The following is a 14,984-nucleotide window of genomic DNA, read 5'->3' as shown; positions in this document are numbered from 1 at the left end:
CCGGTGAAGCCTCGAAAGGATACGGGACCATGACGACCAAACTCTCAACTGCCGCCCTCGACACGATCAAGGCCAAGGCCGGCGTGCCGAACTACGACCGATCGCAACTGACGGCTGGCATCGTGCACTTCGGCGTCGGCAACTTCCACCGGGCGCATCAGGCCGTCTATCTCGACGATCTCTTCAACGCCGGCCACGACAGGGACTGGGCCATCGTCGGCGCCGGTGTGCTTCCCTCCGACGCAACGATGCGCGCCAAGCTCGCTGCGCAGGATTTCCTGACGACCGTCGTCGAGCAGGACAACAACCGCACCGGCGCCCATGTCACCGGCGCGATGATCGACTATCTGGAACCCGGCGATGCCGCGGCGATCGTTGCGCGGCTTACCGATCCGGCAATCCGCATCGTCTCGTTGACGATCACCGAAGGCGGCTATTTCATCGATCCGGCCTCGGGTGTGTTCAACCCGACCCACCCTGATATCGTTGCCGATGCGCAGAACCCGGCGACCCCGAAGACGGTGTTCGGACTGATCGTCGCCGGCCTGAAGGCGCGTCGCGACAGGAACGTGCCGCCCTTCACCGTAATGTCCTGCGACAACATTCCGGGCAATGGCGAAGTCACTCACGCGGCAGTCGCGGGGCTCGCCCGTCTGTTCGACCCGGCCTTCGCCGACTGGATCGAGGCCAATGTCGCCTTTCCGAACGGCATGGTCGACCGGATCACACCGGCGACAGGTGCGCGAGAGATCGGCATCGTCGCCGACGAATACGGCATTGAGGACGCTTGGCCGGTGTTCTGCGAGGAGTTCAAGCAGTGGGTGCTAGAGGATCATTTCCCGCTTGGCCGCCCGGCGCTGCAGAAGGTCGGCGTCCAGTTCGTGCCCGATGTCGCGCCCTACGAGCACATGAAGATCCGCATCCTCAACGGCGGGCATGCGGCGATCGCCTATCCCGCCGCCTTGCTCGACATTCATTTCGTCCATGAGGCGATGGAGGAGCCGCTGATCCGGGCCTTCCTTGCCAAGCTCGAACATGACGAGATCATCCCGGTCATTCCGCCGGTGCCGAACACCGATCTTGGCGACTACTACACGCTGATCGAGACGCGCTTTTCCAATCCGAAGATCGGCGACACGATCCCGCGGCTGGCGCAGGACGGCTCCAACCGGCAGCCGAAATTCATCCTGCCTTCGACCGCCGACCGGCTGGCGCGCGGCGAGGACGTCGTGGGTCTCTCGCTGGTTTCGGCGCTGTGGTGCCGTTACTTCGCAGGCACGTCGGACAGCGGCAAGGCGATCGTTTTCAACGACCAGAGCGCCGACCGGCTGAACAAGGCCGCACTTGCCGCCAAGGACGATCCGATGGCCTTTCTGGCTCTCGGCGATATCTTCGGCGACGTCGCGCGCTCCGACCTCTTCCGCCAACGTTTCAGCCATGCATTGAAAACCCTCTGGGAAAAAGGTACGCGCGCTACGCTCCAGCTTTATCTGGACGACAAGCTCACCGCATAATTCCCTGGGTCGAACGCGGCTCCGGGCATCAAATTATGCGCCAATTCAAAGTGTTGCAGCGACCTTGGCGCGCCCTTGAAAGACGCGCGGCGCTGTAAGGGGTAGGGTGCGATGGCGGACGGTCAGTCCAGGCTGGTGATTTTCGATTGTGACGGTGTGCTGGTCGACAGCGAACCGATCTCGCTGGAGGTGCTGGTGGACGTTCTCTCGGCCGCCGGCGTTTCGATGACCACCGAGGAAGCGACGGAACGCTTTCTCGGGCGCAGCCTGAAGAGCATGTCGGCGATCCTCCACGAGGAATACGGTCTTGCCACCGATGACGCGTTTCTCGAAGGCATGCGCCTTCGCCTTTACGATCGTTTCCGCACCGAACTGCAGCCGATTGCGGGAATTCGCCAGGCGGTCGAGGGGCTTTCGGGCGCGTGCTGCGTCGCCTCGTCCAGCCAGCCGGAACGCATCCGCCTGTCGCTCACCGTCACCGGCCTCATCGACCTCTTCGAGCCGAACATCTTCTCCGCCACAATGGTGAAACACGGCAAGCCGGCGCCCGACCTCTTCCTGCATGCGAGCCGACACATGGGTTTCGCGCCTGAGGATTGTGTCGTCGTCGAGGATAGCCCGGCCGGTATCGAAGCGGCGAAGGCGGCGGGCATGCGGGTCTTCGCCTTTGCCGGCGGTAGCCACGCGCGAACTGACAAGCATCGGCAAAGTCTCTCCGATCTCAGCCCCGACGTGCTGTTTGACGACATGGGTGAATTGTTACAGTTTGTCGGCAGATAGCAGGGATGGAACGAGAGCGGGACGAGGATGGTGTGAGCAATTTTGCGTTCGCATCCCCGCTCTGAGTTATGACAATCGATCGCGGTTTTGACTTCGGGTCGAGCGACCCGAAACGACCGTGACCCAGGGGGCGGGACTTTCATTGATGCGTGAATTCGTCGTTGCGGTCGATGTCGGTACCGGCAGTGCGCGCGCCGGTATCTTTGACCGGAAGGGCATGCTGCTAGCGCGTGCCGACCTGCCGATCGCCATGAACCGGCCGGAAGAAAACCATGCCGAGCATGATTCCGAGGATATCTGGCGCGCCGTCTGCGGCGCGGTCAAGGCGGCGAGAGACAAGGCCGGGATCGCCGCGGAAGGCGTTGCTGCGATCGGGTTCGACGCAACGTGCTCGCTGGTGGTACGCGACCGCGAGGGCAAGCCGCTTTCGGTCAACCGCAAGGGCGAGGCGCGCTGGGACACGATCGTCTGGCTCGACCATCGCGCGCTCGCCGAGGCGGATTTCTGCACAGCGACCGGCCATCCGGTGCTCGACTTTTCCGGGCGCGTCATGTCGCCGGAAATGGAAATGCCGAAGCTGATGTGGCTGAAGCGCAATCTGCCGCAACAGTGGCAGAAGGCCGGATTCTTCTTCGATCTTGCCGACTATCTTTCCTGGAGAGCGACGGGCAGTGCTGCACGTTCGCGCTGCACGCTGACGGCGAAGTGGAACTATCTGGCGCATGAGAAACGCGGCTGGCAGTCCGACTATCTCGAAAAGATCGGACTTGAGGACCTGCTGGAGCGCGGCGGATTGCCGGAGGAAAGCTTGCCGATCGGAAGTTCGGTCGGGCATCTGAATGCAACGGCAGCGGCCGAACTCGGTCTGGACGAGGGCTGCCAGGTGGCGCCGGGGATGATCGATGCCTATGCCGGGGCGCTCGGCGTCGTCGGCGGCTTCATCGGGAAACCGGAGAAGCTCGAAAAGCAACTGGCGCTGATCGCCGGCACGTCGAGCTGCATCGTCGCCTTTTCCAAGGACATGAAGCCGGGCTTCGGCATGTGGGGCCCCTATTACGAAGCGGTTCTTCCCGGGGCTTGGCTGATCGAGGGCGGCCAGTCGGCGACCGGCGCGCTGCTTGACCATATCGTGCGGCTGCATGGCGGTGGCCTGGAGCCGACGGCGGCGACCCATGGCCGGATCATTTCCCGCGTGCAGGAACTGCGTGCCGAGCAGGGGGTGGCCTTTGCCGATCGGCTGCACGTGCTGCCCGATTTCCATGGCAACCGCTCGCCGCTCGCCGACCCGCATGGTCTGGGTGTCATCAGCGGCCTGCCGCTCGATTCCTCCTTCGACGCGCTTTGCCGCCTCTATTGGCGCACCTGTGTCGCGATCGCGCTCGGCATCCGTCACATCCTGGAGATGATGCGCGAGGTCGGCTACCAGCTCGACACGCTGCACGTCACCGGCGGCCATGTCCGCAATGCGCTGCTGATGGAGCTTTACTGCGATGTCACCGGTTGCCGGGTCGTGGCGCCTGAGGCGCCGGATGCGGTGCTGCTCGGTACGGCAATGGCGGCGGCGGTTGCCGGCGGCATTCATGAGGACCTGGCAGCTGCGGGCACGGCCATGGCGTCGGACGGACATGAACGCCTGCCGAATGCAAGCGCTCGTGACGCTTACGACCGCGATTACCGCCGTTTCCTGGCGCTCTACCGCCACCGCGACGAACTCGACGGGATGCAGTGAACCGGCCAACGGAAACGGTCGGGCCAGGTGCATGGAACTTTTTGCCCCGTCGCGCATTTTGATTGCGACCGGACGGTGGCGCGCATAGCCCCCAATGCCGCGCCGGAGGCAGACCCGCCGGCCTACAACTCACACTCCCCGAGTGAGTTGCACATACCAGCCAGTGCCTTCCCTCGGCACTGGCTGTCGTGTTTCTGGGGTAGCCGAAGAGATGCTGCGGAACTGTGAAATTGCGGGATGGGCCGGTCGACATGCAATGTGGTCGGTGCGTGCCCTGGCGCGAATGTCAGGAAAGGGCGAAAACATGATTTGGGCAAGCATGATTTGGGGAAGGCCGATCGATTTGCCGCTTAGACGAAGCGTCAAAATGCACGACGGCGCCGAACGCCATTGAAGGCGCACGACGCCGCAGTATTCTGAATTACCTGCATGTTTGCCTTTGACCGACTGCGATCAAAGGAAACATGCAGGTTGCACTCAGGCCGCCGCCTTGGTGGATTCGTTGAAGAACAGCGCCTGGCTGATCAGCGCCTTGACCATATCCGGGTTGAACGGCTTGGTGACCAGGAAGGTCGGTTCCGGCCGTTCACCGGTCAGGAGTCGTTCGGGGAAGGCGGTGATGAAGATCACCGGAATGGCGCTGGTCTTCAGGATGTCGTTGACGGCGTCGATGCCCGAGCTGCCGTCGGCGAGCTGGATGTCGGCAAGCACCATGCTTGGCCGGGTCCTCTTGTAGAGGGCGATGGCTTCGTCGCGCGTCCGGGCGATGCCGGTGACCCGGTGGCCGAGGCTCTCGACCATCTGTTCGATGTCTATGGCGATCAGCGGCTCGTCCTCGATGATCATGATATCGGTTGCGACCTGACGCGAGATTTCCTGCGAGGCGCGGTCGAGCAGGCCACCGACCTTTTCGGTGGACACGTCGAGAACTTCGGCGGCTTCCTCCGGGCGGAAGCCTTCGACAGAGACCAGCAGGAAGGCCTGACGGGCAAGAGGCGAGACGGTTGCGAGATTGATCGACGCGCGCTGTTCCCAGGCAAAGGGCGAGACCGGTTCCGGCACAAGCACGGACGAGGAACCGAAGAGTGACGTGAACAGCCGGAACAGGCCAACGCGATCATTGCTTGCTTCCGGGAAAATCGACGTGTCGGCGATCAGCGCTTCGAGAACGGCTGCAACATAGGCGTCGCCTGATGTCTGCGAGCCGGTCAGCGCTCGCGAGTAACGGCGCAGATACGGCAGAAGCGGTGCGATCCGCGTGGACAATGTCATAGGGGAACTCCCTCGAAAATCGTTTTACGGTGACGTTCCGAGAACGCTCCTCGTAAAAAAAGGTTCCGTGAGGGAACATTTCAATTTTCTGCTGCGTTATGGCGGCTATGGACACTCGAAGGCGACAGTTTGACAATGAAATATAAAACAGGGGCAGGGCGGACTACCGGCACGACCTTATGGACAGAAGACCCGAATGCGCAGATCGCATCGAAGCTGAAGGCGCTCTATCAGTCCGTTCAGGAAGAGGCGATACCCGCGCGTTTTCTCGATCTTCTGGAAAAACTCGACGCAGCCGAGCAGCAATCGGTACTGCAGGGCAGGGAGTGAGTGCCGGAATGTCGTCCGAAAAGAATGATTTCAAGCGAGAGATGCTTGCCGCGTTGCCGAGCCTGCGTGCTTTCGCCATGTCGTTGATCGGTCGCCACGACCGCGCCGACGACCTGGTGCAGGACACGATCATGAAGGCCTGGGCGAAGCAGGACCATTTCGAGATGGGCACCAATATGAAGGCCTGGCTCTTCACGATCCTGCGCAACGAGCTCTACAGCCAGATGCGCAAGCGCGGGCGCGAGGTGCAGGATACGGACGGACACTTCACGGAGTCGCTCGCCCATCATCCCGAGCAATACGGCTCGCTCGACCTGCAGGATTTCCGACGGGCGCTCGATATGCTGCCGCCGGATCAACGCGAAGCCATCATCCTGGTCGGAGCGTCCGGCTTTTCCTACGAGGAGGCAGCGACGATCTGCGGCTGTGCCCTCGGTACGATCAAGAGCCGGGTCAACCGCGCGCGCCAGCGGCTGCAGGATATCCTGCAGGTGAAAGGTGAAAACGACTACGGACCGGATGAAACCTCGGCTCCGATCACGTCGCGCGCCTTCGTCTCCTGAGGGTAGAATTTCGGGCAGGACACCGTTGCAAAACTGGCGGTGTCCTGCTTTCACTGGCGGCTTGAGCCCAAAGGGACAGGCCGTAACGGCTGGCATCGACTGACGAATGCGCAGTGATGACGATTTTGGGGCGAGACGTTTCCAAGATCGAGCGGGAAGCGGGTAGGCTCTGAGGGCTCCTGATCCCGTTCAGATTGAGAATTGAGACCGTATGCGCGTGAGGACAGAGAAAACGGATCCGCCCGTGACGAGGCTGCTCGACGCGCCCGAGCGTCTTGGCGTTCTGCATGCAACCGTGCCCGATATGGCCGTTCCGGACCGGGACTTCGACGGGATCGTCGAAATCGCCGCAGGACTTTTCGACGCTCCGATTGCGCTGGTGACGCTAATCGACCGTGAATGGCAATGGTTCAAGGCCGCCGTCGGCACCGACGAGACCCGTGCCCCATCCGAAGACGCATTCTGCGCGCATGTGTCGACCGCAGCCGACGCCTGCCTCGTCGTGCCCGATGCTTCGATCGATCCGCGCTTCGCGCGTCACCGGCAGGTCAAGGGGCCGCCATTCTTGCGCTTCTATGCCGGTGCGCCGATCGTGCTCGACGGGCAGGCGGTGGGTACGGTCTGCGTGTTCGACGACAAGCCGCGCTCCGCGGTGTCGCCACCGCTCGTCGATCAGTTGTGCCGGCTGGCCGCGCTCGCCGCATCCCTGTTCAAGGTCAAGGACGAGGCACGTCGGCGCGCGCTGAAGGAAGCGGCGTTGTCGCGCGAGGAGCAGCGCCATGCGATGGCGCTCGAGGCAGCCAATATCGGCAGCTGGCTGTGGGATATCCGCTCGGGCGCGATCGCCGGCAACAGCGCGCTGAAACGCATGTTCGGGCTCTCGGCCGAAAGTTCCGTCGGTGCGCGGGAGATCTTCGGTGCGATCCATGTCGACGATCGCGGCGCGACGTTTTCCAAGCTTCGCCAGGCGATGAAGGCCGACGACGAATATGACGGGATGTTCCGCATCGGCGATACCGGTCGATGGCTGCTCGGCCGCGGCCGCGTGCACGACCGGGACAGCAAGGGCAATCCGCTCACCTTCATCGGCGTGACGATCGATGTCACCGACCAGCAGGCTTCGGTGCAGCGCACGCGGCTGCTGCTCAAGGAACTCAATCACCGGGTCAAGAACACGCTGGCCATGCTGCAATCGCTTGCGCGCCAGACGCTTCGCCAGACAAGCGACCCAGCAGAATTCATGACCGCTTTTGCAGGTCGCCTGCAGGCGATCTCCGAGGCGCATGGTCTGCTCTCCGATCATGAATGGGGCACCATCCGGCTTGCCGACCTGATCGCCAAGCAATTGCTGCCGCATGTGAGCGCCTATGCGGATCAGATCGAGCTGCACAAGGATGACGTGTCGCTTGGTCCAGACCAGGCCGTGGGTCTCGGATTGGTTCTGCACGAGCTTGCAACCAACGCGGTGAAGTACGGATCGCTGTCCGTGCCGAAGGGAAAAGTGGTGTTGACCGCGCGCAACGTCGTCGAAGACGGTGACACGATCCTGCATCTCACCTGGACCGAGGTCGGCGGGCCGCCGGTGCGCGAACCGAAGCGGCGCGGCTTCGGCACCATTCTCATCGAGCGCAGCCTCGACAAGGTGCTGGGTAGCTCGGTGAAGGTCGAGTATCTGCCTGCCGGGGTCACGGCGCTGATCCGTCTGCCGCTTTAGAAAATCGGGCCTAGCCATCAAGGCAAAGGGCTGATGTGCGTATCAGTCGTCTTGTTTGCGTCCGCGTCGCTTGCCGGTACCCAAGAGAGCGCCGACGGCAATAGCGGTCGCAACGGCGAGAAGCGGCTGTTTGCGCAGGATGCCTGCCGCCGCAAGGAGCGTCAGATTGGTCTGCATTTGCGTTCGGCGGCGACGTTCTTCCTGGCGCCGACGGTCACGGTTCTGCAGCGAAATGAGGATAGCGACCAGCACCAGCGCGGTGACGACCAGCGCGACGGCGATCGCTGCGGCGGCCGCGACCGGGGAGTAGCGAGCGCTGAGATAAAGAAAAGTGGCTGCGAGCGCGAAGACATATGCAGTGACGAGTAACAGCCCTATGACGCTCCACAGGGCTGCGTTGCGCTTCACGCGAGAGGCGGTGGCCCCGATGTCGGCAGCCAAGAGGCTCGCGAGCGCGGCCGTCAGCGGTCCCATGCACTACTCCCGTCGTGATCGACACTCAGAAATTCGAGCGGATTGAGGGCTGCAAACTATGCTCTTCCCCAATCGCTCGGACCGCGAGCTTGTGCCCGCGGCCCCATGCGATTTGAGGTTAGCGACGAAGCAATGCTGCCACCGCGAGCCCTATCAGGGCGGCGGCTCCGAGTGTGGCGATCGGATGCTCGCGGACCGCGTGGCGAACTTGCTTTTCGGTTCCCGCATACCGGCCGCGCAACTCGGTAAGCAACTCTTCGCCGCTCGCCAAGAGCTCGCTTACACTCGCTTCGGCCTGTTCGCGGGCGTCCTGTGCCTTGCTGCGGGCCTGCTTGGATGCCGCCGATCCGCGGTCGGCCAACAACGCAACCAGTGTTGCAACGTCATCGCGCAGTTCGCTCAACTGCTCCTCGACGGAGATATCGGCGAGTTTGCCATTTTTTGTGGATCGCGAGCTCGAGCCGGAGAAGAGGCTAGGTGCCATGATGGATACTCCCTTCCTTTCACGCACGCGCCGGCCGCGAACGGTCGGCGCTGTCTGACGGAACCAGCAGGCACAACTAGAGGCCCTTGCCGGCGCTTCGGGGGAACAACGCACAAGTGCGGAAATTGTTTCGATCAATATTGATGTTGAAGCCTGCGAAATCCGGCAACGCCGCGGGGCGCTTGCGCGAACCCGAGGCGTGGCGTCAGAGGGTCGCCGTCTGCGGCAGGACGAACGGCACGTGCGATGCCGGTGTGGCGCCCACCTGCATGCGGCAGCCGAAGACGGCTTCCATCGTCTCGTCGGTCAGAACCTCGCGTGGCGTACCGCAGGCGCGGACCTTGCCGGCCTTCATCATCACCATTCTGTCGGCGAACATCGCCGTCAGGTTGAGATCGTGCATCACGGCAACGACGCCCCCGCCGCGCTCGCAGAACTTGCGGGCGAGCTGCATGATCCCGAGCTGATGGCGGATATCGAGGCTGGACACCGGCTCGTCGAGCAGCAGGTAGCGTGGCTCGCCGTCGATGACCGGATCGGTGATCTGGCAGAGCACGCGGGCAAGCTGCACGCGCTGCTGCTCGCCGCCTGACAGTTCCTGGTAGAAGCGTCCGGCGAAACCGGCCAGATCCACCGCTTCCAACGCCTCGACCGTGACCCTGTCGTGTGCGGCAGGATCCGCATTGGCGCCGGCGGCAAGGCCCAGTCTCACGACCTCGCGCACGGTGAAGGGGAAGGAGATGACGGTCGACTGGGGAAGCACCCCGCGCATCAGCGCCAGTTCCCATGGCTTCAGGCCGCGCAGGTCGCGGCCGTTGATGCGGATCGTCCCGTCGGCGGGTGAAAGCTCTCCGGAGATCGCTTTCAGCGTCGTCGTCTTGCCGGAGCCGTTCGGGCCGACGATGGCGGTCAATGCGCCGGGCAGCGCCTCGAGCGAAACGCCGTGGATGACGGGTCGGCCGCCGAGGCGGACGGAGAGATTGGAAACGCTGATCATGGTTTCGCTCACAGTCCCATGTTCGAACGGCCGCGCAGCAGAATCCAGAGGAAGAACGGCGCGCCGATAAAGGCGGTGACGATGCCGATCGGCAGCTCTGCCGGGGAAACGATGGTGCGGGCAATCATGTCGGCGAGGATCAAAAGCGTGCCGCCAAGTAGCGCCGAGGCCGGCAGCAGGTAGCGATGATCGGGGCCGATGACGAGCCGCAGCAGGTGAGGGACGACGATGCCGACGAAGCCGATGCCGCCGCTGACGGCAACGGACGCGCCGGTTGCGGCTGCGACGCTGACGATTGCGATGTTCTTCAGTCGCTGCACGGGAATGCCCATGTGGAAGGCGGCCGCCTCGCCAAGCGTGATGGCGTTCAGCCCTCGCGCCAGGAAAGGCGTTACCGCGAGTGAGGCGAGAATGATCGGAGCCGCGGCCAGGACCTTCGTCCAGTTGGCGCCGGCGAGCGAACCGAGCCCCCAGAAAGTCAGGTCGCGCAATTGCTTGTCGTCGGCTCTGAAGACCAGGACACCGGTGACGGCACCGGTTAGGGCGCCGAGCGCGATGCCGGCGAGCAGCAGCGTGGCGATCGACGTCTGACCGCCGCGGGTGGCGATACGGTAGAGGAGCAGCGTGGTAACGAGGCCGCCTATGAAGGCTGCCACCGGCAGCGCATAGAAGCCGAATAGCGCAAAGAGCGGCCCGAAGGCAGCGGTACCGAGCACGATCAGCAGCACGGCGCCAAGGCTCGCGCCCGAGGACACGCCCACGAGACCGGGGTCGGCCAAGGGGTTGCGGAAGAGGCCCTGCATCACGACGCCGGAAACGGCGAGCGAAGCGCCGACGAGCATGCCGAGCACGGCGCGCGGCAGGCGGATATCGAGTATGATGATGCGGTCGCGGATGCTCAAGCCCTGATCGGCTTCACCGATCAGCCAGCGCCAGACGTTTGAGAGCGACGCATCGGCAGCGCCGGTCATGATCGAGCCGACGAAGGTCGTGGCGGCAAACGCGATCAGCGCGACGATGACGAGACGCGCCAGCCGCGAACGGTTGCCGGAGCGCCATTCGCTGCGGATGTCGGCGGCGAAGGCGGTCAGGCGCATGCCGCGGTCCAATGCCTCACTGCGAGGCATTGGCCTTCTTCCCGTATATGGCGGCATTCAGTTCGCGGACGGCACTTGCGGTGCGCGGGCCAAAGCCGAGCAGGTGCAGACCGTCCATGCGGATCAGCGCTTCGTTCTTTGCGGCCGGCGTGAGGCTGAGTGCCGGCAGGGCGAAGAGCTCTTTCGCCTCGGCGGAATGCTCGCCGCCGCGATCCATCATCAGGACGACATCGGGCTTGGCTTCGATGATCGCCTCGTCGGTCAGCGCCTTGTAGCCGGGGAAAGTGCCGACTGCGTTGACGGCACCGGCAAGCTCGATGATGCCGTTGGCGGCAGTTCCCTGTCCCGATGCCATGACCTTTCCACCCTGGGTGCTCAGGATGAAAAGCACGCGCTTGCGTTCACTCTCCGGCCGGGCGGCGCTCTCGGCGATGGCTGCATCGAGATCGGCTTCGACGCTCTTTGCCAGGGTCTCGGCCTTTTCCTCGACACCCAGGAAGGCGCCGACGGCGCGGATCTTCGACGGTATGCCGGCCTTGTCGAAAGTCTCGGGCACGCTGGTAAAGGCGATGTTCGCTTGCTTCAGCACAGCCAAAGCCTCCGGCGGGCCGCTGCCTTCGACGGCAATGATCGCGCTCGGGTTGGCCGCAATGATGCCTTCCGGTGCGAGCTGGCGCATATAGCCGACATCGGGCAGCGCCTTTGCCGCTTCCGGATAGGTGCTGGTGGAATCGCGACCGACGAGGCGATCTTCCTCGCCGAGCGCGTAGATGATCTCGGTGATCGCTCCGCCGACGGAAACGACGCGTGAGACGTCGGCATTCTGCATGTCCTCGGCCATCGCCGGCCGGATGAAGGAGGGGGCGCCGGGCGCCACCGCCGGAAGCAGGAAGGGAGCCGAAAGGGCTAAGGCGGCGATCGCCAGTCCTGAGCGGCGAAGGCGACGGATGTCGAGACCGTTGATCATCTGAGTGTCCTATCCTGTCCTCAGGCGGCGACAGTCGTGTCGAGACGCGGCAGGCCTTCGGCGATCGCGCGCCATTCCGGACGCTCAGCGAGACCTTCCTTCCGCTTGCCGAAGAACTGGATGATCATCTCGCCCTTGGCGTCCAGCGCTTCGATCGAGGTGACATGGCCGTCGGCGGTCGGCTTGCGCACGGCCCAGAGCTCGGCGATATGATCGGTACGCAGATGCAGGTGGAAAGTCGGGTCCATGACGTTGAGCCACGGGCCCATCGGCGCGATCTTGGCGATCGGGCCGGAATGGATCTGGATCACGCCGCGGTTGCCGACAAAGCACATGATCGGCAGTTCGACGTCGGCGCTTTCGCGCATCATCGCTTCGATGCTGGAGGGGTCGAGCTGCCAGGCGAAATCCTCGCCGATGTTGCTGAGCGCCTGGCGACGACCGATCTTCAGCTTGCGCAGGATGCCGTGGAACTGGTGCGTGTCCGTCATTTTCATCCAGCGGTCGCGCAGTTCGACGACATCGACCACGGTCTCCGGCTTGTCGTCGGTTGCCGGCACGCTCAAGTCGGCGGTGAAATCCTGCGTCTGGTCGTCAAGGCGGAAATCCGCGACGATCTTGTCATAGGCCGCGACATTCGATTCCGGGCGCAGATGCACCTTGTGCACCGCATTGCCCCACTTGTCGAAGAACTGCAGGCTCTTGCGGACTTCGCCCTTGTCATCGGTCTTTGTTACGGCAAAGGCGTGCGCCCAGGCGCTCGGGAAAACGCGCAGATCGATCTGCTCGCCAAGCACGATGCTCGCCATCTCGCCGGGGGTGATCTTCTCGTAGACGCCGATCTTTTCATGAACCGCGCTTTCGTTGCGGGTCAGCGCCATGACTTCGCCGAGTTCCTCGACGCGCGACAGGAAGCGGTTGGCATCGGCATCGATGCGCACGGCGGTCAGCCCACATTCGGCAGCGACGAGAGCGGCTTCGGAAACGCCAAGCTGGGCTGCGATATCACGCTCGCGCATCTTCGGGTTTTCGGCGCGGTAGGCGCGGATTTCGGAAGGAGTGGGGCGGAGGCTCTCGGTCATTTTCATCTGCCTATTTGTTCAGGATCAGTTTGCCTTGGCGGGTGATCTTCATGCGGTAGATCGCGCCGTCGTGGGAAATGAGGATCTCGTTTTCGCTGCCGAAAAGTTCGCGACTTTCGATAATCCGCTGCGCGTGCCCGGCCTTGATCGGCGGCTCGGATGGGCGTGCAAGGTCTGTGTCGTTGGTCACTGCGTTTGGCCGTTTCGAGCGGGCAGGTTGCGCTGTTTTTCCAGCATTTCCTGCCGTGCAATTCGTTTACTATCTTGACTTCATTACTCATATTTATTTATGGACGCAATACCGGACTTATACACTCAAGTTAGTTATTGCCGGCTTGTGGACAAGGGCGTGCGGGGCTCGTTCGGTGGTTCGCTGCAACCTTAGGGGTTATGTCGATATGAAGTTTTCCAGCCTTCCGATTGTTTCCGTTGCTCTTGCGGCCCTGATCGTGGCGGGCGGTGCCAACGCGCAGGAGGCTGCTCCCGCTGCCGGGTTGACAATCGAGTTGAACGAGGTCGCGCCTTCGCAGAAAGGATGCAAGCTCACCTTCGTCGCCGGCAACGCCTTTGCGCAGTCGCTGAGCAAGGTTTCCTTCGAGTTCGTGATCTTCGACCAGAAGGGTCTGGTCGAGCGCATGGCCGTGCTCGACTTCCGTGATCTGCCCGCCGGCAAGACCAAGGTTCGCCAGTTCGATCTCCCTGGTACCAATTGCGATGCCGTGAAAAGCCTGCTGATCAACGATGCGCCGGCCTGTGTGGGCGACGGCGTGCAGCCGGGCGCCTGCATGAGCGGGATCAAGACCGGCTCGAAATCGGCGGTGGAACTCAAGGGTTGAGCGGGACCGCTCGTTCGGAGCGTGGAGTTGGCGCCGCCGGTGCGGCGAAGGTTAGGCTGTAATGAAGCGTATCATCATCTGGACTGGGGCCGCCGTCATCTCGCTCGCAACGCATGGCGTTGTACTTGCGACATTGTTCGGGTCCTCCCCGCCCGAGGATGAGCCGGCACTCACGGTCGGAGGAGTGACGACCGAGGTTGCCATTCTCGGGGATGCCTTCTCCGAAACCTTGCAGGCAGGCGATCCCTCGGAAATCGTCGAGCCAACCGAGGACGTTCCAGATGAAGTCGAGCCGGAGGAGATCACGCCTGTAGAGGACACGACCTCGACCACCCCTGAAATCGTCGCGGAACAACCAAACGACTTGATTGCCACCGAGGCGGACGTGATCCTGCCAGCCGAGGAAATGCCGACCTTGCAAGTGGCCGAAGCCGTGGTGACGGCGAGCGTTGCGCCTGTTGAAACCGTCGTGCCGGAAGAAAAGCCCGAGGTCGAGGAGCCCAAGAAGGAAAAAGTTGAGACACCGGAGCCGAAAAAGGAGCCGGTCAAGAAAAAGAAGGTTACCCGCAGGAAGGCCGGCGACAAGGGCGAGCAACAGCAGACTCAGGTCAAGGGCCAGGCGGACGGAGATATCAACGGCAACACTGCGCCCGCCACCGGTGAGGGACGGGCGGCATCCGTCATCGGGAGCGCGGGCGAGGAGAACTACAAGGGCAAGGTCCGCTCGAAGGTCCAGCGCGTTTTTCTCCGGAAATCGCGTAGTATTCGCCGCGGTGAAGGGAATACCGTTACGGTCGCATTCGTGGTCTCGGCGAACGGCAGCCTGGCAAGCGTCAATCTCGTTCGCAGCTCCGGTTCGGACCGCCTCGACAAGGCGGCTGTCGATTCCGTCCGCAGCGCGGCGCCCTTCGCTGCCATACCGGCAGGTTCGGGCAGAAGCAGCTGGAGCTTCAGCGTTCCCATGTCCGTCAACTGAGAGGCGGACACGCTCACACGCGTATCGCAGCGACGATCTAGTCCCCGGAAAAATATGATTAGAAAACTCATGTTTATACTTTACTCGGATTATCAAGTTTAATAGGTTGCCCTCGTCACGCAGCCGAAGGGCGTGTGTCGAGAGGATATCCCGATGCGACCGGCTGCCC

General features: G+C 62.9%; 16 protein-coding genes. 8 read left to right on the top strand and 8 right to left on the bottom strand.

Annotation, left to right across the window (positions count from 1 at the left end):
* The first annotated feature begins 29 nt into the window (after positions 1-29).
* The 3 genes from AB4Z53_RS29110 to AB4Z53_RS29100 all read left to right on the top strand — a co-directional run bounded on the left by AB4Z53_RS29110 (position 30) and on the right by AB4Z53_RS29100 (position 4,023).
* Positions 30-1,514, top strand: coding sequence for a mannitol dehydrogenase family protein (locus AB4Z53_RS29110; protein WP_113535629.1), 1,485 nt, complete (start codon positions 30-32; stop codon positions 1,512-1,514).
* A gap of 111 nt (positions 1,515-1,625) precedes the next feature.
* The gene (locus AB4Z53_RS29105) at positions 1,626-2,294 is read left to right on the top strand and encodes an HAD family hydrolase (protein WP_113535628.1); all 669 of its coding nucleotides are present in this window, start codon (positions 1,626-1,628) and stop codon (positions 2,292-2,294) included.
* A 145-nt stretch (positions 2,295-2,439) separates the two neighbouring features.
* A complete protein-coding gene (locus tag AB4Z53_RS29100) occupies positions 2,440-4,023 on the top strand; it encodes an FGGY-family carbohydrate kinase (protein WP_441598962.1) in 1,584 nt (527 codons plus the stop codon).
* A 477-nt stretch (positions 4,024-4,500) separates the two neighbouring features.
* Here the strand turns inward: AB4Z53_RS29100 and AB4Z53_RS29095 are convergent, their stop codons facing one another.
* Positions 4,501-5,295, bottom strand: a complete 795-nt coding sequence (locus tag AB4Z53_RS29095; protein ID WP_113535626.1) for a response regulator — start codon at positions 5,293-5,295, stop codon at positions 4,501-4,503.
* A gap of 135 nt (positions 5,296-5,430) precedes the next feature.
* Between AB4Z53_RS29095 and AB4Z53_RS29090 the strand changes: the two genes are divergently transcribed.
* From AB4Z53_RS29090 to AB4Z53_RS29080, 3 genes are all read left to right on the top strand, one after another.
* A complete protein-coding gene (locus tag AB4Z53_RS29090) occupies positions 5,431-5,625 on the top strand; it encodes a NepR family anti-sigma factor (protein WP_113535625.1) in 195 nt (64 codons plus the stop codon).
* Between the two features lie 8 nt (positions 5,626-5,633).
* On the top strand, positions 5,634-6,188 hold the full coding sequence (locus tag AB4Z53_RS29085; protein ID WP_113535624.1) for an RNA polymerase sigma factor: 555 nt from the start codon (positions 5,634-5,636) through the stop codon (positions 6,186-6,188).
* Between the two features lie 211 nt (positions 6,189-6,399).
* The gene (locus tag AB4Z53_RS29080; protein WP_291154188.1) at positions 6,400-7,902 is read left to right on the top strand and encodes a sensor histidine kinase; all 1,503 of its coding nucleotides are present in this window, start codon (positions 6,400-6,402) and stop codon (positions 7,900-7,902) included.
* Between the two features lie 42 nt (positions 7,903-7,944).
* Here AB4Z53_RS29080 and AB4Z53_RS29075 read toward each other — a convergent pair whose 3' ends face one another.
* The 7 genes from AB4Z53_RS29075 to hemP form a co-directional block, all read right to left on the bottom strand.
* Complete coding sequence (locus tag AB4Z53_RS29075; protein ID WP_223725255.1) at positions 7,945-8,376, bottom strand: hypothetical protein; 432 nt, start codon at positions 8,374-8,376, stop codon at positions 7,945-7,947.
* A gap of 118 nt (positions 8,377-8,494) precedes the next feature.
* A complete protein-coding gene (locus AB4Z53_RS29070) occupies positions 8,495-8,860 on the bottom strand; it encodes a DUF883 family protein (RefSeq protein ID WP_223725254.1) in 366 nt (121 codons plus the stop codon).
* 205 nt (positions 8,861-9,065) lie between these two features.
* Entirely contained in the window at positions 9,066-9,857 is a 792-nt protein-coding gene (locus tag AB4Z53_RS29065; protein ID WP_441598961.1) for a heme ABC transporter ATP-binding protein, read from the bottom strand.
* An 8-nt stretch (positions 9,858-9,865) separates the two neighbouring features.
* Complete coding sequence (locus tag AB4Z53_RS29060; RefSeq protein ID WP_441598960.1) at positions 9,866-10,984, bottom strand: FecCD family ABC transporter permease; 1,119 nt, start codon at positions 10,982-10,984, stop codon at positions 9,866-9,868.
* A complete protein-coding gene (locus tag AB4Z53_RS29055; RefSeq protein WP_441598959.1) occupies positions 10,971-11,921 on the bottom strand; it encodes a heme/hemin ABC transporter substrate-binding protein in 951 nt (316 codons plus the stop codon). Before AB4Z53_RS29055 ends, AB4Z53_RS29060 begins: the two co-directional genes overlap by 14 nt.
* A gap of 20 nt (positions 11,922-11,941) precedes the next feature.
* Entirely contained in the window at positions 11,942-13,003 is a 1,062-nt protein-coding gene (locus tag AB4Z53_RS29050) for a hemin-degrading factor (RefSeq protein ID WP_162768602.1), read from the bottom strand.
* Positions 13,004-13,013: 10 nt separating this feature from the next.
* Positions 13,014-13,193: a hemin uptake protein HemP gene (gene hemP, locus AB4Z53_RS29045; protein WP_441598958.1), complete on the bottom strand. Its 180-nt coding sequence runs from the start codon at positions 13,191-13,193 to the stop codon at positions 13,014-13,016.
* A 208-nt stretch (positions 13,194-13,401) separates the two neighbouring features.
* On the opposite strand from hemP, the gene AB4Z53_RS29040 reads away from it, so the two are divergent.
* On the top strand, positions 13,402-13,839 hold the full coding sequence (locus tag AB4Z53_RS29040) for a hypothetical protein (protein WP_113535617.1): 438 nt from the start codon (positions 13,402-13,404) through the stop codon (positions 13,837-13,839).
* A gap of 61 nt (positions 13,840-13,900) precedes the next feature.
* A complete protein-coding gene (locus AB4Z53_RS29035; RefSeq protein WP_441598957.1) occupies positions 13,901-14,815 on the top strand; it encodes an energy transducer TonB family protein in 915 nt (304 codons plus the stop codon).
* Positions 14,816-14,984 lie beyond the last annotated feature (169 nt).

Origin of the sequence: Ensifer sp. 2TAB8 (assembly GCF_052115125.1) — a bacterium.
Classification (GTDB): Bacteria; Pseudomonadota; Alphaproteobacteria; order Rhizobiales; family Rhizobiaceae; genus Ensifer.
Note: the sequence above shows the minus strand (reverse complement) of the source record. Positions and strands in the feature narration are given on the sequence as shown.